The following is a 25,157-nucleotide window of genomic DNA, read 5'->3' on the forward strand; positions in this document are numbered from 1 at the left end:
GGGCTGAGATACCCAGCCCGTCCGGCGTTTGAGGACGAGGCCGTTCAGGCCGACAGCGGGGGCCTGGGGGCGGCAGCCCCCAGGGATGGGAACGGGTAGGGGCGGCGGGGGCGAAACTCCCCTAACATGCGCCAAGTCGTACGTCAGTTCCCACCACCCCGACGAGGAGCCTCCCGCTCGTGGCCATACCCCCGCCCCCTGGACCCGGCCAGCCGCAGCATCCCCAGCACCCCCAGGGGCCCTACTCCCCGTACCAGGGCTACCCCCAAGCCCCTTACGCCCCTTGGGCCCAGGGCTACTCCCCGTACAACCAGCCCGCCCCTGTCAACGGCGTAGCCATCGCCTCCCTCGTCCTCGGCATCCTCTGCTTCCTGCCCGCCCTCGGCCTCGTCCTCGGCATCGTCGCCCTCGTGCAGATCCGCAAGAAGGGCGAGCGCGGCAAGGGCATGGCGATCGCCGGCTCCGTGCTGTCGACCGTCGGGCTCGCCCTCTGGGCGCTGCTCCTCGGCACCGGAGGCCTCTCCGAGGCCTGGGACGGGTTCAAGGACGCCGCCGAGGACAGCAACAGCACCTTCTCCCTCGCCAAGGGCGACTGCTTCAACTCCCTGGACGGCTCCCTGGAGGGCTACGCGTACGACGTCGACACCGTGCCCTGCTCCACCGCCCACGAGGGCGAGGTCTTCGCCAGCTTCCAGCTCCCGTCCGGCTCCTACCCGGGCGACGACCGCGTCACCGAGATCGCCGACGACAAGTGCTATGCCCTTGAGGACAGTTACGCGATGGACGCCTGGGCCGTGCCGGACGACGTCGACGTCTACTACCTCACCCCGACCAGCCAGAGCTGGCGCCTCGGCGACCACGAGGTCACCTGCGTCTTCGGCAGCGTCGAGACGGACGGCACCCTCACCGGCTCCCTGCGCAAGGACGCGACGACGCTCGACACCGACCAGCTGACGTATCTGAAGGCGGCCCAGGTCCTCAACACGGCGATGGACGCGGAGCCCGTGGAGGAGTACGTCGAGGACGACCTGCCGGGGCACAAGGAGTGGGCGGCGCGGATGACGGACGCGCTCGACGAGCAGATCGGCCTGCTCACCGAACACCGGTTCGCCGCCGCGGCCTCGCCCAGCGTCGCCGCGCTCGTGAAGGACCTGCGCAGCGCGCGCCTGGAGTGGGCGAAGGCGGCCGTGGCCACCGACGTGGACACTTTCTACGACCACTACGACACCGGCTACTCGCTGCTCGACTCCGACCGCACGATCACCGCGCGCAAGGCTCTGGGGCTCGCGACGACCCCGCCCGATTACGACTACGACCCGGAGGGCACCGGCGAGGACACCGGCGGGGACACCGGCATCGATGTGTGACGACGGCCGGGGCGGGGAGAACGTGCCTGCGCGGCGCGCCCGCGCAGACACTCGTCCCTGCCTCCCGCCATGCCTCCCGGTGACGCAAGTCATCACATCGAGTGATTCCCTGGCCTTTGCTTGCATGTCGCAACCCATGGTTGCCAGGCTGTCGCTGTCTGTACAACCTGATGGGAGCGGCCCGTGACATTCGGTGAGCAGCCGGCCTACCTGCGTGTCGCGGGTGATCTACGACAGAAGATCGTCGACGGTTCGCTGCCACCGCACACCCGCCTCCCCTCCCAGGCCAGGATCCGGGAGGAGTACGGCGTCTCGGACACGGTCGCGCTGGAGGCGCGCAAGGTGCTGATGGCCGAGGGGCTCGTCGAGGGCCGCTCCGGGTCGGGGACGTACGTGCGCGAGCGTCCCGTGCCACGCCGGATCGCCCGCTCCGGCTTCCGGCCCGACGGCGGAGCGACACCGTTCCGGCAGGAGCAGTCCGACGCGGAGGCGCGCGGCACCTGGGAGTCCAGCAGCGCGCAGACCGAGGCGAGCGGTGCCATCGCCGAGCGGCTCTGTCTGCTGCCCGGCGACCGCGTGATGTGCACGAAGTACGTCTTCCGGGACGCCGGCGAGGTGATGATGCTCTCCACCTCCTGGGAGCCCCTCGCGGTCACCGGTCGTACGCCGGTGATGCTGCCCGAGGAGGGCCCCCTCGGCGGGATGGGCGTCGTCGAGCGCATGGCGGCCATCGACGTGATCGTGGACAACGTCACGGAGGAGGTCGGCGCCCGCCCCGGCCTCGCCGAGGAACTGCAGGCCCTGGGCGGTGTCCCCGGGCACGTGGTGCTCGTCGTGCACCGCACCTACTACGCCTCGGGGCGCCCGGTCGAGACGGCCGACGTCGTGATCCCCGCGGACCGCTACCAGGTCGCGTACCACCTGCCAGTGAAGTAGCCCACACGCAGGGGCGGTTGACTTCTCGAACGCTCCCCTCTTCACCGCCGCCCCGCCAACCACCGCCGCCCACCGGGCCGTTGGATTCTGGCCGTTCTCGCAGGTCGCCCCGTGGGGCACGGTGTGCCGCTGACCGGACACACCGTGCCCTTTCGACGGCGCGTTCGATGTCGTGCGCCCCCTGGACCCTGGCCGGTTGCGTACCTCTTTGTGAAATTCCGTATTCGCTGCGTAAAGGTTAGGCGTAGGGTCGGGCATATGCGGATTGCGGTTTCCTTAGCGGGCGGGGCGCGGCGCAAGCCGGGGGCGGGAAGTGGAGGGGCTCCATGAGCGACGGGACGATCACTCTTCCCTGGCTCGTCATACGGCAGGACGACAACGGCAATCGCTACCGCGTGGGCCGGTACGCGACCCGTGCGGAAGCCCAGAAGATCGCCGACAGCCTCGACGACCGCGGCCACAAGCAGCTGTACTGGGTCGAGCGGATCGGGCAGAACGGAACCAGGTGACCCCGCTCCCGTAGGCTCCGGCCCATGACGGAACGGACACATCCGACCGCGCGGATCGTCGTGGTCGGCGCCGCCCTGCTGCGCGACGGACGCCTCCTCGCCGCCCGCCGCAGCGCGCCCCCCGAACTGGCCGGCCGCTGGGAACTGCCCGGCGGCAAGGTCGAACCCGGTGAGACGCCCGAGGACGCCCTCGTACGCGAACTGCGCGAGGAACTGGGCGTCGACGCGGAACCCGTCGAGCGCATCCCGGGGGAGTGGCCCCTGAAACCGCCGTACGTCCTGTGGGTCTGGACCGCGCGGCTCCCGGCCGACTCGGCCGAGCCCAAGGCACTCCAGGACCACGACGAACTGCGCTGGCTGACCCCGGCCGAGATCTGGGACGTGGACTGGCTGGATCAGGACGTACCGGCGGTCCGGGAAGCGGTCGCCCGGCTGGGCTGAGCCGACGGGGGCGCCGCCGAGGGCATAGGAGGAGTGGGCGGTGCCGAAGGCTCCCGGTGTGCACGCCCCGTACGCCGTTCGTGCCACAGTGCGCCCTCGGAGGCGGTACTGGGCCGTGAATATCGGGTATGTGCCCATTAACCCCACGAAACCGGACATGGGTGGGTCGCTGGCCTGGGAAGTGATCGGCGTGATCGACACCGAAGGCGACTGCGCCGAGTGGAGCTTTCCCGCGGAGCCCGGCGCCGTGCGCGGAGCCCGTGCGGTCGTGCGCGGACAGTTGCGCAGCTGGGGGCTCGACGCCCTCGGTGACATCGCCGCCCTGCTGGTCAGCGAGCTGGTGACCAACTCCCTGAGGCATGCCACGGGCCCCATCGGCGTACGCCTGGTGCGGCCCGCCGGGATCTCCGCCACGCTCCTGGTCGAGGTCTCCGACCCGCTGCCCGACCTGCCCTGCGAGCGTGCCGCCCGGCCCGACGAGGAGGGCGGCCGGGGACTCCAGCTGGTCGCCCGCTCCTCCAGCCGCTGGGGCACCCGCCCCGCCGACGCGGGCAAGACGGTGTGGTTCGAGCTGTCGCTGCCGGGCTGAGCGAGGCCGGAGCGAACCCGTGCACGGAGAGCGACGAACCGTGCGCCGGGGTGAACATCGGTTGTACGCCCGCCCCTGAGATGTCGACCTTGTGGTTCAGGCCACTGGCAGTTGTCGTCGATCGGGGTTCGACGGGTACTCCCCTGGTTAGAAGACTGGGAGTGTTGTCGCGGGCCGGTCCGAAAAGCATCGGGATTGTCCCGTGATCGTGAACACCGTGTTGTGGGGCGCCGTAGTGCTGGATACTGCGGGCAGCCGCCCCCGGTGACCGGTGCCGGACGCGGTGAGCTGGAGGGGACGGTTCGCGTGAGCGAGATACCAGCGAAGGCCACGGAGTCCAAGGACCCGTCGGGCGGCGCGAGTGCGGGGGCCGCGGGTGATGCCGCGGCCGGTGCGCCACGTCGTGCGACGGGTGTCAGGAGTTCCGCGGACGGTGACGCGATACGCGATGCGACACGTGAAACCACGCGTGGCACCATGGGCGGGCCGGTGCGCGATGCGACACGTGACACCGCGCAGGACTACGCGCGTGACGTGACAGGTGACCCCATGTGGCAGAGCAGCCCGCCCGGCTCGATCTACGACTACATCAAGGTGGCGTCGTTCTCCATCGGCCCCGACGGCCTTGTCGACCAGTGGAGCCTGCGCGCCGAGAAGATCTTCGGCATCCCCGCCGGGCGGGCCGTGGGCATGGACCCCATCGAGGCCTTCATCGACCCCGATCTGCGCGAGCGCGGTCAGCGGAAGATGGCGGAGATCCTCGACGGCCGGGAGTGGACCGGAGTCGTGCCGTTCCGCGTCCGCGAGTCCGGGCCGGGTGAGGACGGCCCGCGGGAGGGCCTCGCCGAGGTCTATGTGATGCCGACGCGGACGGAGGAGGGCGAGAAGGCCGCCGTCTGCATCGTCGTCGATGTGCGGACGCTGCGTCAGATCGAGACCGACCTCGCCGCTTCGCAGGCGATATTCGGACAATCTCCGTTCGGCTTTCTGCTCATCGACACCGATCTCCGCATCCGGCGCGCCAACCAGCGCTTCGCCTCGATCTACGGCGGCACGGTCGACGACCACCGGGGCCGCGGTGTCTACGACTACCTGCGCTCTCCCGAGGCCGAGCGGGTCTCCGCGACACTGCGCCGGGTCCTGGAGACCGGCGACTCGATCACGGACATGCACATCACCGGCTTCGTGCCCGGCTCCGACGAGCGCCGGCACTGGTCGGTCAACCTGTACCGCGTGCACAGCGGCACCGGCCGCCCCATCGGTGTCGCCTGGCTCGCCCTCGACATCACCGCCCGCCGGGCCGCCGCCCGCGAGGCCGCCGCCGCGCGGCGCAATCTCGCCCTTCTGAACGAGGCCGGCTCCCGCATCGGGAACTCCCTGGACCTTGAAACGACCGCGCGCGAACTCCTCGACGTCGTCGTCCCCGGCTTCTGCGACCTCGCGACCGTCGACCTGTACCAGGGCCTGCTGGCCGGCGACGAGACCCCGCCCGGGCTCGCCGACGGCAGCGCGGAACTCCGCCGCGTCGCCTACGCCAGCGCCGTCTCCGACGCGCCCTTCGCGGGCGGCAAGGCACCCGTCGCCGTCGGCGCCGTGCACCACTTCCCGTTCAACTCGCCCTGCGCGGACGCCCTGCGCACCGCCCGCCCCCAGCTCGTCCCCGCCGAGGACAACGGCGCCATCCAGTCCACCCTGGCCGTCCCGATGGTCGCCCACGACACCGTCGTAGGCCTCGCCCAGTTCTCCCGTACGAAGGGCAGCGAGCCGTTCGGGGAGCGGGACCGGGCACTGGCCTGGGAGTTGGCGGCACGGGCGGCCGTCTGTATCGACAACGCCCGCCTGTACCGGCGCGAGCACGAACGGGCCCTGATCCTCCAGCGGTCCCTGCTTCCGCCCGGCGACCCGGAGGCCTCCGGCCTGGACATCGCCTGCCGGTACCTCCCCGGCAACGCGGCCACCGAGGTCGGCGGCGACTGGTTCGACGTCATCGAACTCCCCGGCAACCGCACCGCGTTGGTCGTGGGTGACGTGATGGGACGGGGGCTGCGCGCCGCCGTAGCCATGGGTGAACTCCGCACGGCGGTCCGCACCTTGGCCCTGCTCGACCTCGAACCGGCGGAGGTCCTCTCCGCGTTGGACGAGATCGCGCGCGGCCTGGGCACCCCCGGCGGCGTTCAGCAGGCCACCCGAGCCGCCCGCCAGCCCCGTGACGCCGACCTCTCCGAGGTGTACCTCGCGACCTGCATCTACGCGGTCTACGACTCGGTGACCCGCAGGTGCACCTTCGCCAACGCCGGCCATCTGCCGCCCGTCATCCTCGAACCGGGCGAGTCCGCGCTGATGCTCGACGTGCCGCCGGGCATGCCGCTCGGCGTCGGCGGCGAGCCGTTCGAGGAGGTCGAGGTCGAACTCCCCGAAGGTTCCCTTTTGGCGCTCTACACGGATGGACTGGTCGAATCCCGCGACCACCCCCTCGACGAGGGCCTGCAAGCCTTCGTCGGCGCCCTCAGCGACCCCTCCCAGCCGCTGGAGGACGTCTGCGACCACGTCCTCAACACCCTCGACACCCACCACGGCGAGGACGACATCGCCCTGCTGATGGCACGTGTCCAGGGGCTGCCCGCCGATTCCGTCGGCGACTGGACCCTGCCGCGCGAACCGCGCAGCGTGGGCCGCGCCCGTGAGTACACCCGCACGCAGCTCACCGCGTGGGGCCTCGAACCCCTCATCGACACCACGGAATTGCTGGTCAGCGAGCTGGTCACCAACGCCCTGCGCTACGGCGAGGGCGAGATCAGGCTCCGCCTGCTCCTCGACCGCATGCTGGTGTGCGAGGTCTGGGACGCGGGCCTGGTCCAGCCTCGCCGCCGCCGCGCGCGCGACACGGACGAGGGTGGCCGTGGCCTCCAGCTGGTGGGCCTGCTCAGCGCGGCGTGGGGCTCCCGCAGGACCCCCCGGGGGAAGACGGTGTGGTTCGAGCTGCCGCTACCCGACGGGGGAACGGTCCTCGCGGACCCGGCGGAGGCGCTGCTGAGTCTGTTCTGACGGACAGACGCGCTCTTACGGAGTTCACGGAGAGTTCTTACGGGGCGCTGGGCGGGGTGCTCGTCAGGTGAGCGCCCACTGTCCTGCCTCGGTGTGTCGGCTTGCGGCTGCTGGTCCGTCGTGGCTGGTCGCGCAGTTCCCCGCGCCCCCTTGGGGCGCTACCCCCGTCGTGCCCGTGTTGCCGGGCCGCCGAACGAACCCGGGGCGCCGCCCGTCAGCGCCTCGGCCTTCGCGTCCGGTAGGTCGCCGAGGAGGATTCCGCCTAGGACTGCTCCGGCGACGCCGTTCGTGTGTTCGGGGCGGCCGCCGTACGGGTTTCCGTGGGCGCGGATGTCCCGTTCGGCCAGTTCTCGGGCCTGGCGGGCGAAGGTGTCGGCCTCTGCCGGGTCCCGGTCCAGCAGGCGGCGGGCCTCCGCCAGCCGGGTCCGGGCCTCGGCGGCCACCGCGCCCCGGTGTGTGCCGATCAGGCCGTCCGCGTCGGCGGTGGACCCGCGTGCGACGAGCCGGACGGCGCCGGGGACCGTCCCGAGGGGCACGGACACCTCCGTGACCCGGCGCAGGGCCTCCAGGGGGTCGTAGGGCCCGGCGGCGGCCTCTTCCCGTACGGCGGCCAGCGTGGCCTCGGCGCGGCGGACATGTCCCTCCAGCGCGCCGACGGGCTCCTCCGCCACCGGCCGCTCCCGTGCCTCCACGACCGTCGCCTCCGCCTCGTCCAAGGCCTCCGGCAGCGCCTGTGCGGCGGCGGCCAGTGCGGACGCGAGGCGGTCGACGCCGTCCACGAACACCTCGGCCTGGGCGATCGCGCCCTCGGCGGCGCGCAGATGCAGCACAGCCCGGTCCGTCTCGCCCAAGTCGGCGGACTGGCGGGCCCTGTTGAGCCCCGTCGTGGCGAACACCAGCCGGTCCTTCGCCTGTTCGACCTGGCTGGAGACGGAGAAGGAGGCTGCGGGCGCGTACCGCTCGCCGAGGTCGGCCAGGGTCGACCCGGCGGCTCCCGTACGGCCGTTCAGCTCCCGGAAGCGCACCTCGGCGTGTCTCAGGGCGCCGCTCATGTCCTGTTCCAGGGCGCGCAGTTGGTCGAAGCCGGCGGCCTCCGCGTCCAGGCGCCGGCCCGCGTCGACGCACCGTGCCACGATCTCGTCGAGGATGTCCCGGGAGGCGTCCGTCGGGTTGTCGTCGTACGTCTGGCGCAGCTGGAAGGCGGCCGACAGCTCGGCCTCGGCATAGCGCACGGCCTCCGTGAAGGGCGCGACCGCCTCGGCCCCGAACAGCCCCTCCACGAAGCCGAGTTCCTCACGGCTGGTGCGTACGCAGTCGTCGGCCGTGACCAGCGACCTGCGGGCCTGCCGGTCGAGTTCGGGCGCCGGGGGCGGGACTTGGGCGGGCCCGGCGCCGGCAGTCGCCGGCGTGTGGGTCCGGGCCCGGCGTCTGCGGCGGGTGTAGGTGTACGCGGCCACCGCGGTCGCCGTGCCCGCCGCCACGAGGGGCAGGACCAGATCGCCGGTGGAGGTCTCGTCCTCCTGGGCCGCGGTGCCGTTCGCCCTGCCGACCGCCGACACGGGAACCTCATGATCCGAGTGGTCCGCCGTCACTCCGGGCAGCACCAGCCACATCACCCCGATCGCCCCGCCCAGCGCGGTGTGCGCCAGACGCACGGGTATGTGGGAGGCGGCTCGCAGCGGCCTGCCCCGGGAGCGGGAGGGCGTCACATTTGCGAGCGTATGGGGGTGATCGCGCTACCGCGACCGGGATGGGGCAGGAGTGGCGGGAGAGGGGGAGTGGGTAGGGTTTCGGCATACGTGTTCGAGGGGGGCGGGGATGCACGGGTATCTGTCGGTGGCGGTCGTGCTGATTGCGGGCAGTCTGTTCGTGTGCGGTGGGGTGGCTGTTCGAACAGGCTGGCTTCTGCCCTGGCTGCGGCGCCGTTGCGTGCGCCCCGCGATGTGGGGCTACGGAGCGGTGTTCACCAGTGCAGGCCTCGCCGTGCAGACGACGTACGGGGTGTGGGACGTGCTCGGTGGCTCGCCGATCCTCGAAACCGCAGTCCCCATGACCTGCGTGCTGCTGATGATCGCGGGCTTCTGGTTCCAGTTGCTCGCCACGCGCCCGCCCCTCGACGCGTGACCGGAACGCCCCGCAGGGCACTCACCGCCACCGACCTCACCCCCCTCACCCGCGCCGCCCTCGGCCCGGCCCGGCGCCTCGCCGGGGTCACCCGGCTGCGCGGCGGCAGCAAGAAGGGCGTCTACCGGCTCGCCCTCGACGACGGCACGACGGCCGTCGCGTACGTCTGGTCGCCGGACGAGGACCTCTGGGACGCGGGCCCCGTCGACCACCGCGACCCCCTCGCCCACGCCACCGGCCTCGACCTGTTCACGGCCTGCCACGACCGCCTCGCGGCCGTCGGCGTCCGCACCCCGCGCCTCCTGTACGCAGACCCCGCGCACACCCACCTCCCCGCGGACGCGGCGGTCGTCGAGGACGTACGGGGGCACCCGGGCGGCGGCGACCTGGAGGTGCTCCTGGAGCGCGACCCGGAGGCCGGCGCCCAGGTACTGGACCGGCTCGCGGACCTGCTCGGCGTACTGCACGGCACCACCGGACCCCGCCTGGGGAAGGTCGGCCTCGTCGACAAGGGCGGGGTGTCGTACGGGAGTTCGTGCGAGCAGATCCTCACGGACCGCGCCCTGCACGACCTCGACGACCTCGTCGTACGACAGCCACGAGCCGCCGCCCTGCACGGCGAACTGGCGGCCCTCGTACGGCACTTGGCGGCCGAGGTCCGCCCCCGCACCGGCCCGCTCCCCCTCATCCACGGCGAACTCGGTCCCGACCACGTCCTGGTGACCCCCGACGGCGAACCGGCGCTCATCGACATCGAGGGACTGCTGTACTTCGACGCGGAGTGGGAGCACGTGTTCCTGCGCCAGCGGTTCGGGACGCTGTACCGAAGCCTGGCTGCTCCGGACCTCGATCCGAACCGGCTGCGCCTCTACCGGCTCGCCATGCACCTCTCTCTGGCCACGGGCCCGCTGCGACTCCTCGATGTGGCCGCGTTCCCGGACCCCGCCTTCATGCGCGGGATCGCCGAGCACAGTCTCGAACAGATCATCAACCTGCTCATGAGCCCGCGCCGCGCCTCCTGATCTTCGAGCCCAGCCACACCAGCGGGTCGTACTTGCGGTCAACGGCCCGTTCCTTCAAGGGGATCAGCGCGTTGTCCGTGATGTGGATGCCCTCCGGGCACACCTCCGTGCAGCACTTGGTGATGTTGCAGTAGCCGAGGCCGTGTTCGTCCTGGGCGGTCTTCTTGCGGTCCAGGCCGGACTCCGCCGCCGCGTCCAGGGGGTGCATGTCGAGTTCCGCGACGCGCATCAGGAAGCGCGGGCCCGCGAAGGCCGGCTTGTTCTCCTCGTGGTCGCGGACCACATGGCAGGTGTCCTGGCACAGGAAGCACTCGATGCACTTGCGGAACTCCTGCGGCCGGTCCACGTCCTCCTGCATCATCCGGTACTCACCGGGGCCGAGTTCGGCGGGCGGTACGAAGGACGGCACCTCGCGGGCCTTCGTGTAGTTGAAGCCGACATCGGTGACGAGATCCCGGACAACGGGGAAGGCCCGCAAGGGAGTCACCGTGATCGTCTCCTCGCGGGAGAACACCGACATCCGGGTCATGCACAGCAGCCGCGGACGCCCGTTGATCTCCGCCGAGCACGAACCGCACTTGCCCGCCTTGCAGTTCCAGCGGACGGCGAGGTCGGGGGCCTGGGTCGCCTGGAGCCGGTGGATGATGTCGAGGACGACCTCGCCCTCGTTCACCTCGACCGCGAAGTCCTTCAGCCCGCCGCCCTTCACATCGCCGCGCCACACCTTGAAGCGGGCCTCGTAGCTGCTGCTCACTGCGCTGGTGCTCACTCGTAAAGCTCCTCGTCGGTGAGGTACTTGACCAGCTCCTCTTTCTCGAAGAGGGCGAGCAGGTCGGGGCGGACGGGTTCGGTGGTCTCACGGGTGAGGGCGACCAGGCCGTTCACCGGGTCCGTGGCCGCCAACCCGGCGGCGGGATCGGCGAGTCGGCACAGCAGGTTCACGTTGCGCCACTCGCGGTCCATCGTCGGATGGTCCTCACGGGTGTGGCCGCCGCGCGACTCGGTGCGCTCCAGCGCCGCCCGGGCCACGCATTCGCTGACCAGCAGCATGTTCCGCAGATCGAGGGCGAGATGCCAGCCCGGGTTGAACTGGCGGTGGCCCTCGACACCGGCCCGGTGGGCCCGTACCCGCAGCTCGGCCAGCTTCTCCAGGGCCTGCGCCATCTCGCCCTCACGGCGGATGATGCCGACCAGGTCGTTCATGGTCTGCTGGAGTTCCTGGTGGAGGGTGTACGGGTTCTCCGCCGGGCGTCCCTCGTCCTTGCCGGGGGCCGGGCTCTCCGCGGAGAAGGGGCGCAGGGCCTCGGCCGCCGCCTCGTCGATCTGGGGGTCGTCCACGGGTGGGCGGGCGGGGAGCGTGTTGGCGTACTCGGCCGCGTGCAGGCCGGCCCGGCGGCCGAACACCAGCAGGTCGGAGAGGGAATTGCCGCCGAGCCGGTTGGAGCCGTGCATCCCGCCCGCGACCTCACCGGCCGCGAAGAGACCCTGGACGTTGCGTGCCGCCGCGGTGTCGGACTCGACCGCGATCCCGCCCATCACGTAGTGACAGGTGGGCCCGACCTCCATCGCCTCGGCGGTGATGTCGACGTCCGCCAGCTCCTTGAACTGGTGGTACATGGACGGCAGTCGGCGCCGAATCACCTCGGCCGGCATGCGCGTCGACACGTCGAGGAAGACGCCGCCGTGGGGGGAGCCACGGCCCGCCTTGACCTCGGAGTTGATGGCACGGGCCACCTCGTCCCGGGGGAGCAGTTCGGGGGGCCGGCGGTTGTTGTCCGGGTCCTCGTACCAGCGGTCGCCCTCGGCCTCCGACTGGGCGTACTTCTCCTTGAAGACGTCCGGGATGTAGTCGAACATGAAGCGTTTTCCGTCTGAGTTGCGCAGCACCCCGCCGTCGCCACGGACCGACTCCGTGACGAGGATGCCCTTGACCGACGGGGGCCAGACCATGCCCGTCGGATGGAACTGCACGAACTCCATGTTCAGCAGCGGCGCTCCGGCGAGCAGCGCGAGCGCGTGGCCGTCGCCCGTGTACTCCCACGAGTTCGACGTCACCTTGAAGGACTTGCCGATGCCGCCGGTCGCGATGACGACGGAAGGGGCCTCGATGACGAAGAAACGGCCGGTCTCGCGCTCGTAGGCGAAGACACCTGAGACCCGGCTGCCGTCCTTCAACACGCGGGTGACCGTGCACTCCTGGAAGACCTTCAGCCGGGACTCGTAGTCGCCGGTCTCCTTCTTGTCCTGCTGCTGGAGGGAGACGATCTTCTGCTGGAGGGTGCGGATGAGCTCCAGGCCCGTGCGGTCGCCGACGTGCGCGAGGCGCGGGTACTCGTGGCCGCCGAAGTTGCGCTGGGAGATCCGGCCGTCCTTCGTCCGGTCGAAGAGGGCGCCCCAGGTCTCCAACTCCCAGACCCGGTCCGGCGCTTCCTGCGCGTGCAGTTCCGCCATCCGCCACTGGTTGAGGAACTTGCCGCCGCGCATGGTGTCGCGGAAGTGCACCTGCCAGTTGTCGTGGCTGTTGACGTTGGCCATGGCGGCGGCGATCCCGCCCTCGGCCATCACCGTGTGCGCCTTGCCGAAGAGGGACTTGCAGATCACCGCCGTACGGGCGCCCCGCTCGCGTGCCTCGATGGCGGCGCGCAAGCCCGCGCCGCCCGCGCCGACCACGACGACGTCCCATTCCTGCCGGTCGACGACAGACATCAGAAGAACCTCGGATCATCGAAAGCGCCAGAGGCGACCAGATACACGTAGAAGTCGGCGAGCGCCACGCTCACCAACGACGCCCAGGCGAGCAGCATGTGACGGTCATTCAGCTTCCCGACCCACTGCCAGGCGCGGTAGCGCACGGGATGCTTGGAGAAGTGCTTGAGCTTGCCGCCGACGATGTGCCGGCACGAGTGGCAGGAGAGCGTGTACGCCCAGATCAGCGTGATGTTGAGCAGGAAGACCAGGGTGCCGAGGCCCATGTGGCCCCAGTTGTAGTGCTCGTCGCGGAAGGCCAGGACCGTGTCGTAGGTGAGGATCCCGGCGACCACGAGGGCCGCGTAGAAGAAGTACCGGTGCATGTTCTGGAAGACCAGCGGGAAGCGGGTCTCACCCGTGTACTTCTTGTGCGGTTCCGCGACCGCGCAGGCCGGGGGGCTCGCCCAGAAGCCCCGGTAGTAGGCCTTGCGGTAGTAGTAGCAGGTCAGGCGGAAGCCCAGCGGGAAGATCAGGATGATGATCGCGGGGGAGATGCCCCACCAGGCGCCGAAGAGGTCGGCGTTGGGGCCGTGCCGCATGGGCGCGCAGTTGTCCGCCAGACAGGGCGAGTAGAACGGCGAGACGTACGGGGCCGCGTAGTAGTCGGCGTTCGCGAACGCCCGCCAGGTCGAGTACACGATGAACGCCAGCAGCCCGGCCGCAGTGGCGGCGGGCGCCAGCCACCAGCGGTCGGTCCGCAGGTGCGGGGCGTCGATGGCGGCGCGTGTACGGGTGCGTACACCGCCGCTCTGAGGATGGGGTTCCGTATCGGTGGCCAAGGAGAACTCCGGTCGGATTCTCAGGGGGCGTGACGGTCGTGGGCGCCGAGTCCTTCGTCGTCCGAGTCCGTCCAGAGGGTGTTGTCGTACGGGGTGTCGGAGATGGACACGAGGTCGGGGCGCCGGGGCTGTGCGAGCCCGGGGGCGGCCTCGCGGAGCAGCGCGAGGCTTTCGCGCAGGTGGTTGGCGTCGCTGCGGAGGCGGCGCAGTTCCAGGCCGCCCTTGCCGATCTGCTGTTCCAGGCGGCCCATCGAGCGGAACAGATCGTCGAGACAGCGCTGGATGGACGTCAGTTCGTCGTTCACGGACATGACGTGACCTCACTTCCGTAGGCCGGGGGCCTTGGACGGCAACGTTCATGCGCCTGCGAGTGTTGCGCGTCACACCTGTCGGTGGGAAGGGATGTGCACCGATTGGCCGAGGCGTATGGGTGCATCCCTGGGTGCGCTGCGCCGCACGGGTGGGCTTCCCGGCTGTCGTCGCCGTGTCGCCGTCCGTTGCCGAACCCTTTCCTCTTCAGTGGCCGGATACATGCGATCAGCTCCATATACCGCCAAATGTGATCATAACGCCCGCGGCCCTCGGAGGTAAGCAGAGATGTCTCACCACGGCGTCGGACTGCGCGCGGTCACGCGCTCGGTCGCCTTTCTCACCGCCGGCGTGCTCGCCGTGCCCCTGCTCACCGCGTGCGGCGGTGACGAGGACCAGGCGAGCAAGCCGCTCGCCGGGCAGGACATCGCCCCCGCCGCCCGCTCCCTGCTCGCCGACGGCGGCACGCTGCGCTGGGCCGTGGACTCCGTACCGGAGACCCTCAACACCTTCCAGGCGGACGCCGACGCCACGACCACCCGGGTCGCGCAGGCCGTGCTGCCGTCGATGTTCCGGCTCGACGCGAACGGGCGGCCGGTGCGCAACGCCGACTTCCTGGAGTCCGCGAAGGTCGTCGACACCGAGCCCCGCCAGGTCGTCCTCTACAAGCTGCACCAGCAGGCCGTCTGGAGCGACGGCCGGGAGATCGGCGCCGCCGACTTCGCCGCCCAGTGGCGTGCCCTGTCCGGCAAGAACTCGGCGTACTGGACCGCACGCAACGCCGGGTACGACCGCATCGCGAAGGTGCAGCGCGGGGCGAACGATCTCGAAGTCAAGGTGACCTTCAGCCGTCCCTACGCCGATTGGAAGTCGCTCTTCTCGCCGCTGTACCCCAAGGAGGTCATGGGGACCCCGGACTCCTTCAACGACGGGGCCAGGCGGAAGCTCAAGGTCACCGCGGGGCCGTTCAACCTCAAGAAGGTCGCCAAGGCGGACGGCGACGTCGTCCTCGTGCGCAGCCCGCGCTGGTGGGGGAGTACCCCCAAGCTCGACGGCATCGTGCTGCACGCCGTACCGCGCGACAAGCGCGCCTGGGCGCTCGCCGCCGGCAAGGTCGACGTCGCCGAGATCGACCCCGCCGAGGCCGAGCGCATCGTGCTCGCCGCGCGCGGCAAGTCGACCCCGCTCCAGGGCCCCGGCGCCGCGCGCACCCCGGCCCGCGCCCTGCGTTCCTGGGCCGTCGCGCACGGCTCCGACGAGGAGGCCGCCGACGCGGAGACCATCGCCCGGAGCGCCCAGCGCAAGGCGGACGCCAAGTACGAGGAGCAGCAGCAGTCGCTCAGCGGGTTCGAGGTGCGCAAGTCCCTCGAACCCGCCTACACCCAGCTCGCCCTCAACGGCGCCGACGGCCCCCTCGCCGACGAGCGGGTGCGCCGCGCCGTCGCCCGGGCGCTGGACCGCGAGGAGCTGGCCGGCCTCGTACTCAAGCCGCTGGGGCTGCCCGCCGTACCGGTCGGCAGTCATCTCGCGCTCTCCGGACAGGCCGCCTACGCCGACAACAGCGGCGCGCTCGGCGGCCAGGACACCGACGAGGCCGAGGCCCTCCTCGCCGACGCCGGCTGGGTGCAGGGCGGCCCGCTCGGCAAGCCGAAGAAGGTCGCCGGGGGTGAGGGGAAGAAGGCCGACGGCGAGTCCGCCTCGCCCACCGCCTCCCCGAAGGCCGGCGAGAGTGCCGGTGACGAGGACGGGAACTACATCGTCGGCGACGACGACAAGCCGTACGGCGAGCCCGTCCGCGAGGACCACCAGGACCCGCTGGACCACCAGAAGCAGCAGGACGGGTCGGGGAAGACGAACCTCGCCCAGGACGGCAAGCAGTCCCTCCACAAGCACCCGGACCAGGGCGGTGCGCCCGCCGGTGCCTACGCGCCCAAGGGCACGCCCGCTCCCGCCGGGGCCGCCGCCGGGGCGCTCGCCAAGAACGGCAAGCCGCTGACCCTGCGGTTCGTGCTGCCCTCGGGGCCCGGCTCCGCCACGCTGCGGGCCGTGGGCGACCGGATCGCGCGGATGCTGGACCGGGTCGGCATCCGTACCGCCGTCACCAAGGTGTCCGACGACAGCTACTTCAAGGACCACATCGCCTCCGGGCAGTACGACCTGGCCCTGTACTCGTGGCCCGCGTCCGCCTTCCCCGCCACCGACGCCCGGCCCATCTACGCCAAGCCCGTGCCCGCCGCCGACGGGTCGCTCAACGTCGAGCAGAACTACACCCGCGTCGGCACCGACCAGGTCGACCAGCTCTTCGACCAGGCCATCGCCACCCTCGACGAGGGCAAGTCCGCCTCGCTGGTCCGGAAGGCCGACGCCCGGATCTGGGCGGCCGGCGGCTCCATTCCCCTCTTCCAGCGGCCCCAGCTCCTGGCCGTGAAGAAGAACGTCGCCAACCTGGGCGCCTTCGGCTTCCAGACGCCCGTCTACGAGGACATGGGGTTCCTGAAGAAGGGCGTCACGCCGGGGAGCAAGTCCTCACCCCGACCGTGACGGTCGCCTCACCCGGACGGCCCGGCGAGCCCCCGCGCTCCCGGGCCCGTACCATGGGGTAAGGCCGTGGCATGTTCAGCCCGGCAGGGTCCGCGTAACACAGACGTACGCGCAGGCCATCCACTCAAGCCGGGAGTACGCCGCAATATGGCCACGCGCCACGACATCCGCAACGTCGCCATCGTCGCCCACGTCGACCACGGGAAGACGACACTGGTCGACGCCATGCTGAAGCAGGCCGGTGCCTTCGCCGCGCACGCCGCCGAGTCGCTCGACGACCGCATGATGGACTCGAACGACCTGGAACGTGAGAAGGGCATCACGATCCTCGCCAAGAACACGGCGGTGAAGTACCACCCGAAGGACGGGGGGGACGTCATCACCATCAACATCATCGACACCCCGGGCCACGCCGACTTCGGCGGCGAGGTCGAGCGCGGTCTGTCGATGGTGGACGCCGTCGTTCTGCTCGTCGACGCCTCCGAGGGCCCGCTGCCGCAGACCCGCTTCGTCCTGCGCAAGGCGCTCCAGCAGCGTCTGCCCGTCATCCTCTGCATCAACAAGACCGACCGCCCGGACTCCCGGATCGACGAGGTCGTCAACGAGACCTACGACCTCTTCCTGGACCTGGACGCGGACGAGGAGCAGATCGAGTTCCCCATCGTCTACGCGTGTGCGCGTGACGGTGTCGCCTCGCTGACCAAGCCGGAGGACGGCACGGTCCCGGCCGACAGCAACAGCCTGGAGCCGTTCTTCTCCACGATCCTGTCGCACGTCCCGGCCCCGCAGTTCGACGAGGCCGCGCCGCTCCAGGCGCACGTCACCAACCTGGACGCCGACAACTTCCTCGGCCGTATCGCGCTGCTCCGCGTCGAGCAGGGCGAGCTGCGCAAGGGCCAGACCGTCACGTGGATCAAGCGTGACGGCACGATGTCCAGCGTGCGCATCACCGAGCTGCTGATGACCGAGGCGCTCACCCGCAAGCCGGCCGAGATGGCGGGCCCCGGTGACATCTGTGCCGTCGCCGGTATCGCGGACATCATGATCGGCGAGACCCTCGCCGACCCCGAGAACCCGATCGCGCTGCCGCTCATCACGGTCGACGAGCCGGCGATCTCCATGACCATCGGTACGAACACCTCGCCGATGGTCGGCCGCGGCGGCACCGGCAAGGGTGCCGAGAACAAGGCCGTGGTCAAGGACCGCAAGGTCACCGCCCGTCAGGTCAAGGACCGTCTCGACCGCGAGCTGATCGGCAACGTCTCGCTGCGTGTCCTCGACACCGAGCGTCCCGACGCCTGGGAGGTCCAGGGCCGTGGTGAGCTGGCGCTCGCCATCCTGGTCGAGCAGATGCGCCGTGAGGGCTTCGAGCTGACCATCGGCAAGCCGCAGGTCGTCACGCAGGAGATCGACGGCAAGGTCCACGAGCCCGTCGAGCGCATGACGATCGACGTGCCCGAGGAGCACATGGGCGCGGTCACGCAGCTCATGGGCGTCCGCAAGGGCCGGATGGACAACATGTCCAACCACGGCTCCGGCTGGGTCCGGATGGAGTTCGTCGTGCCCTCCCGCGGGCTCATCGGCTTCCGTACGGAGTTCCTGACCGGTACGCGCGGCACCGGTATCGCGCACTCCATCCACGAGGGCCACGAGCCCTGGTTCGGTGTGCTGGCGACCCGTAACAACGGTTCGCTGGTGGCCGACCGGGCCGGCGCCGTCACCGCGTTCGCGATGACGAACCTCCAGGAGCGCGGTGTGCTGTTCACCGACCCCGGCACCGAGGTGTACGAGGGCATGATCGTCGGCGAGAACTCGCGCTCCGACGACATGGACGTGAACATCACCAAGGAGAAGAAGCTCACGAACATGCGGTCGTCCTCGGCCGACTCGTTCGAGGCGATCGTCCCGCCGCGCAAGCTCTCCCTGGAGCAGTCCCTGGAGTTCTGCCGCGACGACGAGTGTGTCGAGGTCACCCCGGAGGCGGTTCGCATCCGCAAGGTGAACCTGGACGCCCGCGAGCGCGCCCGCTCCGCGAGCCGCGCCAAGCACGGCTAGAACGACGACGACCGGCTGACGTCGGGCCTTTCGTCTAACGCACCGGGTACGCCCGCTTAACGGCGGGGGTGCCCGGTGCTGTCGTAGGGGGCATAGGGGGAAAACCCTTCAATTGACGACGCGGGCCCGCGTGTGCGTCCCAGCCGCACTACCCTGCTGCTGGAGGGGATCAACTCGCGGTCGTGGGACATGTGCCTGTGCGCCCGCTGTGTCGTCGCCGGTCCGCCGGCCTACGGGTCCAAATGGCGCCTCGGCCGCTGAAAGCCTCTGTTTCGACAGTGTGTTGACGGCGCGTCAGGTGATTTCACCGCATGCGTTCAGGGCATGCGGGCGCCACCCGTGGAACCGCGCACGGCGGGCATGTGTGCGCAACCCATTTTCCGCTCCCTCGTGTCCGGAATGCGGACGTTCGTTTCCGATAGATGTGTAACAAGTCCGTTTCGCAGGGATCTTTCGGCAAACTGTTTGTCCGGATTTTGGAAGAGTTATGTGTCAGGTGTGATCGAACCGAGACCTTGAGGATGTGGTTCGGCTATGGCACATGGCAGATAGTTAGGCGCGTAGAGCTCGGATCAACGGGTCTGGCGCAGCAAACTGTGCCGACTCGCGAGCGTGGGGGGCATCTGACTTTCCCGATACCGGCAACGGTGGCGGTGGTGTGTCGTCTGCTCTCTTTTTGCGGTGAACCAATGGACTCATGAGGAGGAACCCATGCGCGGTGCCAGGAGCGCCAAGTGGGTCGCGATAGCCGCGGTTGTGGCACTGAGTGCGACCGCCTGTGGTGGTGGCAGTGACGACGGCAAGAGCGACAGCGGCGACAAGGCCGCGATCGACCCGAACGGCACGTTCACGGTCGAGTCCGGTGAGCCGGAGAACCCGCTGCAGCCGGCGAACACCATGGAGTCCTACGGCAGCATCGTGATCAACTCGTTGTTCACCGGCCTGGTGGACTACGACGAGAGCGGCAAGATCGTTTACATGAACGCCGACTCGATCGACACCACGGACAGCAAGACCTTCACGGTCAAGCTCAAGTCCGGGTGGAAGTTCCACGACGGCACCCCGGTCACCGCCGAGTCCTACGTCAAGGCCTGGAACTGGGCCGCGGCCCCGGCCAACGCGCAGACCAACAGCTTCTGGTTCTCGGACATCAAGGGCTACGACGAGGTCGCCCCCGAGTCGGGCAAGCCCAAGGCCACCGAGCTGTCGGGCCTGAAGGTCGTCGACGACACCACCTTCACCATCGAGCTGAGCAAGGCGATTCCGTACTACGTCTACAAGCTCGGCTACCAGGTCTTCTCCCCGCTGCCCGAGTCCTTCTACGCGGACCCGAAGGCCGCCGGTGAGAAGCCGGTCGGCAACGGCCCGTACCAGTTCGTCAGCTGGGACCACAAGAAGGCCATCACGGTCAAGAAGTACGCCGGCTACACGGGCTCGAACGCGGCGAAGAACGGTGGCGTGGTCTTCAAGAACTACTCCACCCTGGAGACCGCCTACGAGGACCTGAAGTCCGGCAACCTGGACGTCATCACCCAGGTCGCCCCGAAGGACCTGCCGGTCTACAAGCAGGACCTCGGCGACCGTGCCGTGGACCAGGCGTACTCCGCGATCCAGTCCGTCGCCCCGGCCTTCTACACCAAGCAGTGGAAGGACATCGACCCCAAGGTCCTCCAGGGCCTGTCGATGGCGATCGACCGCGACACCATCACCAAGACCGTGCTCCAGGGCACCCGTGAGCCCGCCACCGGCTGGGTCGCCAAGGGCGTCCTCGGCTACCAGGCGGACGCCGCCGGTGACGTCACGAAGTACGACCCGGCCAAGGCCAAGGCGCTCATCGCGGAGGGTGGCGGCGTTCCCGGCAACTCCATCACCATCCAGTTCAACGCCGACGGCGGGCACAAGGAGTGGGTGGAGGCCGTCTGCAACTCCATCACCAACGCCACCGGTGTGAAGTGCGCCGGCGACTCGAAGGCCGACTTCCAGGCCGACCTCCAGGCCCGTAAGGCGAAGGAGGTCAAGTCCCTGTACCGCTCGGGCTGGGTGCTGGACTTCCCGATGAACGCCAACTTCATCCGGGACCTGTTCGGCACCAAGTCGGACGGCAACCAGAGCGGCTTCTCCAACAAGACGATCGACGAGGAGATCGCCGCCGCCGACAGCGCCGCCACGCTGGACGAGTCGGTGAAGGCGTACCAGGAGATCGAGAAGCAGCTCCCGAACTACATGCCGAGCATTCCGCTCTGGTACTACAAGGTCAACGCGGGCTACTCGGAGAAGGTCTCGGGCGTCCAGTTCGGCCAGGACGGCGACCCGATCCTGACCGGCGTCCAGGTCAAAAAGTAACCGCAGACAGTCCGTTGCCCGGGGCGCCCCACACCGCGCCCCGGGCAGCAGCGGCAGCGGTCGGGGGGCCCTTTCCACACGCATCGCGAAGCGGTGCGCAGGAAGGGGCCCGCCTTGCTGCCGCTGTGACTTTTTTTGGAGGCACGATGGGGCGCTACGTCGCACGACGACTGCTCCAGATGATCCCGGTGTTCTTCGGCACCACCCTGCTGATCTTCCTGATGGTCTACGCCCTGCCCGGTGACCCGGTTCAGGGGCTGTTCGGCGACAAGGGCGGCAGCCCACAGGTCATCGCCCAGCTGAGACACGAGTACGGCCTGGATCAGAACATCTTTGTGCAGTACTTCAATTACATGAAGGGCATCATCCTGCATGCCGACTTCGGCACGCAGATAGCCAGCGGACGCCCCGTCACCGACGTGCTCGGCGACGCCTTCCCGGTGACCCTGCGCCTGGGTGGTTTCGCCTTCGCCATCGAGGTCGTCGTCGGGATCAGCCTCGGTGTCTTCGCCGGCCTGCACGCCGGCCGCGCCGCCGACACCGGTGTGCTGCTGATCACGCTGCTGCTGATCTCGGTCCCGGTGTTCGTCCTCGGCTTCATCCTCAAGTGGATCTTCGCCGACGAACTCAACTGGCTGGAACCGAACGTCAACGACCCCTCGAACTACGGTCAGTTGCTGATGCCGGCCATTGTGCTGGCCACGGCGTCGCTCGCCTATGTCTCCCGGCTGACCCGTACGTCGATCGCCGAGAACATGCGCGCCGACTACGTCCGTACGGCCATCGCCAAGGGCCTGCCCCGGCGCCGGGTGGTGACCGTCCACCTGATGCGCAACTCGATGATCCCGGTGGTCACCTACCTGGGCACGGACATCGGCGCCCTGCTCGGCGGTGCCGTCATCACCGAGGGCATCTTCAACATCCAGGGCATCGGCGGCACCATCTACCAGTCGATCGTCCGCCGGGAAGGCACCACCCTCGTGGGCCTGGTGACCATCCTGGTGCTCGTCTACCTCGTCGCCAGCCTCCTTGTCGACCTGCTCTACGCGGTCCTTGACCCGAGGATTCGCTATGCCTGACCTGACCAAAACCACCGCCGTCGCCGCCTCGGACGACGCGAGCGCACCCGCCCCCGCCCCGCAGCCGGTCAAGGCCGAGAAGGCCCGCAGCCTGTGGGGCGACGCCTGGCAGGACCTGCGGCGCAACAAGGTCTTCCTCGTCTCCGCGGTGCTGATCCTGCTGCTGCTGACGATCACCTTCTTCCCCGGCTGGTTCACCAGCGCCAACCCGGCGTACGGCGACCTGTCCAAGCACTTCCTGCAGAAGCCGCAGCTCGGCAAGGTGTTCTCGCCAGAGTGGCTGGGCTACGACCAGCAGGGCCGCAGCGTCTACGCCCGGCTCGTCTACGGCGCCCGGGCCTCCATAGCCGTCGGCTTCGGCACCACGGTCCTCGTGACGCTCGTGGGCGGTCTGGTCGGCATGATCGCCGGCTACTTCGGCGGGGTCGTCGACTCCATCCTGTCCCGGATCGTGGACGTGTTCTTCGGAATCCCGTTCTTCCTGGGCACCATGGTCGTCCTCAACTCCTTCCCGAACCGCTCCGCCTGGGTCGTCATCGGCGCCCTGGGCTTCTTCGGCTGGACCCAGCTGGCCCGCGTCATGCGCGGTGCGGTGATCACCACCAAGCAGTCCGACTACGTCCAGGCGGCGAAGGCACTGGGTGCCAGCACCCCGCGCATCCTGTTCCGGCACATCCTGCCGAACACCCTGGCCCCGGTGATCGTCGTCGCGACCATCTCGCTCGGTGTCTACATCGGCGCGGAGGCCACCCTGTCCTTCCTGGGCCTCGGCCTGAACGGCGTCTCCTGGGGCAACGACATCTCCGACGGCGGCAACCAGATCCGGGTGGCCCAGTGGATCATGCTCTACCCGTCGATCATGCTCACCATCACGGTGCTGGCATTCATCATGCTCGGCGAAGCGGTCCGCAACGCCCTCGACCCCAAGACACGCTGAGGGAGGCGTACATGACCACCATCGAAGAAGTCGCTCCGGTACCGGCGCCTCGTGACGGCGGGGACGGCCCCCTGCTCGAAGTGCGGGACCTGCACGTCGAGTTCGTCACCCGCGAGGGCGTCGTACGAGCAGTCAACGGCGTCAACTACAACGTGCACGCCGGTGAGACGCTCGCCGTGCTCGGCGAGTCCGGCTCCGGCAAGTCGGTGACCGCGCAGGCGATCATGGGCATTCTCGACATGCCGCCGGCGCGGATCCCCCAGGGAGAGATCCTCTTCCAGGGCCAGGACATGCTCAGGATGTCCGGCGAGCAGCGCCGCCGCATCCGTGGCCAACGCATCGCCATGATCTTCCAGGACGCGCTCAGCTCGCTCAACCCGGTGCTCAGCGTCGGCTACCAGCTGGGCGAGATGTTCCGCGTCCACCAGGGCATGTCCAAGAAGGACGCCAAGGCCAAGGCGATCGAGCTGATGGACCGGGTGAAGATCCCGGCAGCCGCCGCCCGAGTGAACGACTACGCGCACCAGTTTTCCGGGGGCATGCGCCAGCGCATCATGATCGCCATGGCGCTGGCCCTGGAGCCGGATCTCATCATCGCCGACGAGCCCACGACGGCCCTTGACGTGACGGTCCAGGCCCAGGTCATGGACCTGCTCGCCGACCTGCAGCGTGAGTACAACATGGGTCTCATCCTGATCACCCACGACCTCGGCGTGGTCGCCGACGTCGCGGACAAGATCGCGGTGATGTACGCGGGCCGGATCGTCGAGCGCGCCCCCGTCCACGGCCTGTACAAGCGCCCGGCGCACCCGTACACCCGTGGTCTGCTGGACTCGATCCCGCGCCTGGACCAGAAGGGCCAGGAGCTGTACGCGATCAAGGGTCTGCCGCCCAACCTGCTGCACGTGCCGACCGGTTGCGCCTTCAACCCGCGTTGCCCCAAGGCCGAGGACATCTGCCGTACCGAGGTCCCCGAGCTGCTGCAGGTCACCGAGCGGGACGGCGCCGAGCTGGCCGGCCGCGGTTCGGCCTGCCACTTCTGGAAGGAGACGATCCATGGCTGAGCAGATCGGCAAGGACGACGAGCCGCAGGACGCCACGCCGAACGTCTCCGACGTCGAGGTCGTGGACGCCCACTCCGCGACGGAGGCGGTCGCCGCGATCGAGGCACCCGTCGAGCGGGGCGAGCCGATCCTCCAGGTGCGCAACCTGGTGAAGCACTTCCCGCTCACCATGGGCATCCTGTTCAAGAAGCAGGTCGGTGCGGTCAAAGCCGTCGACGGCATCTCCTTCGACCTGTACCAGGGCGAGACCCTGGGCATCGTGGGCGAGTCCGGCTGCGGCAAGTCCACCGTGGCCAAGCTCCTGATGAACCTGGAGCGGGCGACGGCCGGCGAGATCTTCTACAAGGGCCAGGACATCACCAAGCTGTCCGGGCGCGCGCTGAAGGCCGTACGACGCAACATCCAGATGGTGTTCCAGGACCCGTACACCTCCCTCAACCCGCGTATGACGGTGGGCGACATCATCGGGGAGCCCTTCGACATCCACCCGGAGGTGGCCCCCAAGGGCGACCGGCGCCGCAAGGTGCAGGAGCTGCTGGACGTCGTCGGTCTCAACCCCGAGTACATCAACCGGTACCCGCACCAGTTCTCCGGCGGTCAGCGTCAGCGCATCGGCATCGCGCGCGGCCTGGCCCTCAACCCGGAGATCATCATCTGCGACGAGCCGGTGTCGGCCCTCGACGTGTCCGTCCAGGCACAGGTCATCAACCTGATGGAGCGACTGCAGGACGAGTACAACCTCTCCTACATCTTCATCGCGCACGACCTGTCGATCGTCCGGCACATCTCGGACCGGGTCGGGGTGATGTACCTCGGCCGGATGGCGGAGATCGGCACCGACGAGCAGATCTACGACCACCCGACGCACCCCTACACCCAGGCGCTGCTGTCGGCGGTCCCGGTGCCTGACCCGGAGGCCCGTGAGGGCCGGGAGCGGATCATCCTCACCGGTGACGTGCCGTCCCCGGCCAACCCGCCGTCCGGTTGCAGCTTCCGCACCCGCTGCTGGAAGGTGCAGGACAAGTGCGCGGAGGAGACGCCGCTGCTGGCGATCCCCGAGCGTTTCAGGGGCTCGGACTCCGAGGCGTCCCACGAGTCGGCGTGCCACTTCGCCGAGGAGAAGGACGTCGTGCACGCGGCCTGACGTCCCTCTCCCAGGTCTCCGCCGTTTCCCTTCCGTACCTCCGCTGTGCGCTGTGTCGGACAAGTCACAAACCGTCCGCACCCGTCCCGGGCCACACTCCCATGGGAGGCCCGGACAATTGCGCA

Annotated in this window: 20 protein-coding genes; 15 read left to right on the forward strand and 5 right to left on the reverse strand. The window is 69.5% G+C overall.

The features are described 5' to 3' along the window. The first annotated feature begins 179 nt into the window (after positions 1-179). From ACWCRB_RS38585 to ACWCRB_RS38610, 6 genes are all read left to right on the forward strand, one after another. Positions 180-1,367 (forward strand): DUF4190 domain-containing protein, encoded by a 1,188-nt coding sequence (locus ACWCRB_RS38585; RefSeq protein WP_451000516.1) that lies wholly within the window; start codon positions 180-182, stop codon positions 1,365-1,367. A 183-nt stretch (positions 1,368-1,550) separates the two neighbouring features. Next, complete coding sequence (locus tag ACWCRB_RS38590) at positions 1,551-2,303, forward strand: GntR family transcriptional regulator (RefSeq protein WP_369034945.1); 753 nt, start codon at positions 1,551-1,553, stop codon at positions 2,301-2,303. A 326-nt stretch (positions 2,304-2,629) separates the two neighbouring features. Then, a complete protein-coding gene (locus ACWCRB_RS38595; protein WP_105968232.1) occupies positions 2,630-2,812 on the forward strand; it encodes an SPOR domain-containing protein in 183 nt (60 codons plus the stop codon). A gap of 24 nt (positions 2,813-2,836) precedes the next feature. Further along, entirely contained in the window at positions 2,837-3,253 is a 417-nt protein-coding gene (locus ACWCRB_RS38600) for a (deoxy)nucleoside triphosphate pyrophosphohydrolase (protein WP_451000517.1), read from the forward strand. A 157-nt stretch (positions 3,254-3,410) separates the two neighbouring features. Continuing rightward, the gene (locus ACWCRB_RS38605; protein ID WP_451000518.1) at positions 3,411-3,842 is read left to right on the forward strand and encodes an ATP-binding protein; all 432 of its coding nucleotides are present in this window, start codon (positions 3,411-3,413) and stop codon (positions 3,840-3,842) included. Between the two features lie 306 nt (positions 3,843-4,148). Further along, a complete protein-coding gene (locus ACWCRB_RS38610) occupies positions 4,149-6,887 on the forward strand; it encodes a SpoIIE family protein phosphatase (protein ID WP_451000519.1) in 2,739 nt (912 codons plus the stop codon). A 158-nt stretch (positions 6,888-7,045) separates the two neighbouring features. On the opposite strand, the gene ACWCRB_RS38615 is transcribed toward ACWCRB_RS38610, so the two are convergent. Then, on the reverse strand, positions 7,046-8,596 hold the full coding sequence (locus ACWCRB_RS38615) for a hypothetical protein (RefSeq protein WP_451000520.1): 1,551 nt from the start codon (positions 8,594-8,596) through the stop codon (positions 7,046-7,048). A gap of 109 nt (positions 8,597-8,705) precedes the next feature. Here ACWCRB_RS38615 and ACWCRB_RS38620 point away from each other — a divergent pair, with 109 nt between their 5' ends. Together ACWCRB_RS38620 and ACWCRB_RS38625 are read left to right on the forward strand one after the other, a co-directional pair. Beyond that, on the forward strand, positions 8,706-9,011 hold the full coding sequence (locus tag ACWCRB_RS38620; protein WP_451000521.1) for a hypothetical protein: 306 nt from the start codon (positions 8,706-8,708) through the stop codon (positions 9,009-9,011). Continuing rightward, a complete protein-coding gene (locus tag ACWCRB_RS38625) occupies positions 9,008-10,033 on the forward strand; it encodes a phosphotransferase family protein (protein WP_451000522.1) in 1,026 nt (341 codons plus the stop codon). Before ACWCRB_RS38620 ends, ACWCRB_RS38625 begins: the two co-directional genes overlap by 4 nt. On the opposite strand, the gene ACWCRB_RS38630 is transcribed toward ACWCRB_RS38625, so the two are convergent. Genes ACWCRB_RS38630 through ACWCRB_RS38645 form a run of 4 tightly spaced genes read right to left on the reverse strand, consistent with a single transcriptional unit; the run spans position 10,008 to position 13,871 of the window. Then, on the reverse strand, positions 10,008-10,802 hold the full coding sequence (locus tag ACWCRB_RS38630; RefSeq protein ID WP_451000523.1) for a succinate dehydrogenase/fumarate reductase iron-sulfur subunit: 795 nt from the start codon (positions 10,800-10,802) through the stop codon (positions 10,008-10,010). The two genes, ACWCRB_RS38625 and ACWCRB_RS38630, sit on opposite strands and share 26 nt — an antisense overlap. Further along, positions 10,799-12,739 (reverse strand): fumarate reductase/succinate dehydrogenase flavoprotein subunit, encoded by a 1,941-nt coding sequence (locus ACWCRB_RS38635; protein WP_451000524.1) that lies wholly within the window; start codon positions 12,737-12,739, stop codon positions 10,799-10,801. The genes ACWCRB_RS38630 and ACWCRB_RS38635 overlap by 4 nt, the downstream gene beginning before the upstream one ends. Continuing rightward, the gene (locus tag ACWCRB_RS38640; RefSeq protein ID WP_451000525.1) at positions 12,739-13,560 is read right to left on the reverse strand and encodes a hypothetical protein; all 822 of its coding nucleotides are present in this window, start codon (positions 13,558-13,560) and stop codon (positions 12,739-12,741) included. Before ACWCRB_RS38640 ends, ACWCRB_RS38635 begins: the two co-directional genes overlap by 1 nt. 20 nt (positions 13,561-13,580) lie before the next feature. Then, complete coding sequence (locus ACWCRB_RS38645) at positions 13,581-13,871, reverse strand: hypothetical protein (protein ID WP_369034935.1); 291 nt, start codon at positions 13,869-13,871, stop codon at positions 13,581-13,583. Positions 13,872-14,157: 286 nt separating this feature from the next. Between ACWCRB_RS38645 and ACWCRB_RS38650 the strand changes: the two genes are divergently transcribed. The 7 genes from ACWCRB_RS38650 to ACWCRB_RS38680 all read left to right on the forward strand — a co-directional run bounded on the left by ACWCRB_RS38650 (position 14,158) and on the right by ACWCRB_RS38680 (position 25,032). After that, positions 14,158-16,410, forward strand: coding sequence for an ABC transporter family substrate-binding protein (locus tag ACWCRB_RS38650; protein WP_451000526.1), 2,253 nt, complete (start codon positions 14,158-14,160; stop codon positions 16,408-16,410). 147 nt (positions 16,411-16,557) lie between these two features. Next, positions 16,558-18,465, forward strand: a complete 1,908-nt coding sequence (gene typA / locus ACWCRB_RS38655) for a translational GTPase TypA (protein ID WP_451000527.1) — start codon at positions 16,558-16,560, stop codon at positions 18,463-18,465. Between the two features lie 711 nt (positions 18,466-19,176). Continuing rightward, positions 19,177-20,808 carry a peptide ABC transporter substrate-binding protein gene (locus ACWCRB_RS38660; protein ID WP_451000528.1) on the forward strand — a complete coding sequence of 544 codons (1,632 nt, stop codon included), beginning with the start codon at positions 19,177-19,179 and terminating at the stop codon, positions 20,806-20,808. Between the two features lie 146 nt (positions 20,809-20,954). Continuing rightward, on the forward strand, positions 20,955-21,887 hold the full coding sequence (locus ACWCRB_RS38665) for an ABC transporter permease (protein ID WP_451000529.1): 933 nt from the start codon (positions 20,955-20,957) through the stop codon (positions 21,885-21,887). Then, positions 21,880-22,824: an ABC transporter permease gene (locus tag ACWCRB_RS38670; RefSeq protein WP_451000530.1), complete on the forward strand. Its 945-nt coding sequence runs from the start codon at positions 21,880-21,882 to the stop codon at positions 22,822-22,824. The genes ACWCRB_RS38665 and ACWCRB_RS38670 overlap by 8 nt, the downstream gene beginning before the upstream one ends. An 11-nt stretch (positions 22,825-22,835) precedes the next feature. Next, on the forward strand, positions 22,836-23,888 hold the full coding sequence (locus ACWCRB_RS38675) for an ABC transporter ATP-binding protein (RefSeq protein WP_451000531.1): 1,053 nt from the start codon (positions 22,836-22,838) through the stop codon (positions 23,886-23,888). After that, positions 23,881-25,032 carry an ABC transporter ATP-binding protein gene (locus tag ACWCRB_RS38680; protein ID WP_451000532.1) on the forward strand — a complete coding sequence of 384 codons (1,152 nt, stop codon included), beginning with the start codon at positions 23,881-23,883 and terminating at the stop codon, positions 25,030-25,032. The genes ACWCRB_RS38675 and ACWCRB_RS38680 overlap by 8 nt, the downstream gene beginning before the upstream one ends. Positions 25,033-25,157 lie beyond the last annotated feature (125 nt).

The sequence above is a fragment of the Streptomyces sp. NPDC002156 genome (assembly GCF_053593675.1).

Coding starts and splice junctions, on each gene's coding strand:
- ACWCRB_RS38595 (WP_105968232.1), top strand. CDS start 2,630: ATGAGCGACGGGACGATCACTCTTCCCTGGCTCGTCATACGGCAGGAC.
- ACWCRB_RS38600 (WP_451000517.1), top strand. CDS start 2,837: ATGACGGAACGGACACATCCGACCGCGCGGATCGTCGTGGTCGGCGCC.
- ACWCRB_RS38605 (WP_451000518.1), top strand. CDS start 3,411: ATGGGTGGGTCGCTGGCCTGGGAAGTGATCGGCGTGATCGACACCGAA.
- ACWCRB_RS38620 (WP_451000521.1), top strand. CDS start 8,706: ATGCACGGGTATCTGTCGGTGGCGGTCGTGCTGATTGCGGGCAGTCTG.
- ACWCRB_RS38635 (WP_451000524.1), bottom strand. CDS start 12,739: ATGTCTGTCGTCGACCGGCAGGAATGGGACGTCGTCGTGGTCGGCGCG.
- ACWCRB_RS38645 (WP_369034935.1), bottom strand. CDS start 13,871: ATGTCCGTGAACGACGAACTGACGTCCATCCAGCGCTGTCTCGACGAT.
- ACWCRB_RS38650 (WP_451000526.1), top strand. CDS start 14,158: ATGTCTCACCACGGCGTCGGACTGCGCGCGGTCACGCGCTCGGTCGCC.
- typA (WP_451000527.1), top strand. CDS start 16,558: ATGGCCACGCGCCACGACATCCGCAACGTCGCCATCGTCGCCCACGTC.
- ACWCRB_RS38660 (WP_451000528.1), top strand. CDS start 19,177: ATGCGCGGTGCCAGGAGCGCCAAGTGGGTCGCGATAGCCGCGGTTGTG.
- ACWCRB_RS38665 (WP_451000529.1), top strand. CDS start 20,955: ATGGGGCGCTACGTCGCACGACGACTGCTCCAGATGATCCCGGTGTTC.
- ACWCRB_RS38670 (WP_451000530.1), top strand. CDS start 21,880: ATGCCTGACCTGACCAAAACCACCGCCGTCGCCGCCTCGGACGACGCG.
- ACWCRB_RS38675 (WP_451000531.1), top strand. CDS start 22,836: ATGACCACCATCGAAGAAGTCGCTCCGGTACCGGCGCCTCGTGACGGC.
- ACWCRB_RS38680 (WP_451000532.1), top strand. CDS start 23,881: ATGGCTGAGCAGATCGGCAAGGACGACGAGCCGCAGGACGCCACGCCG.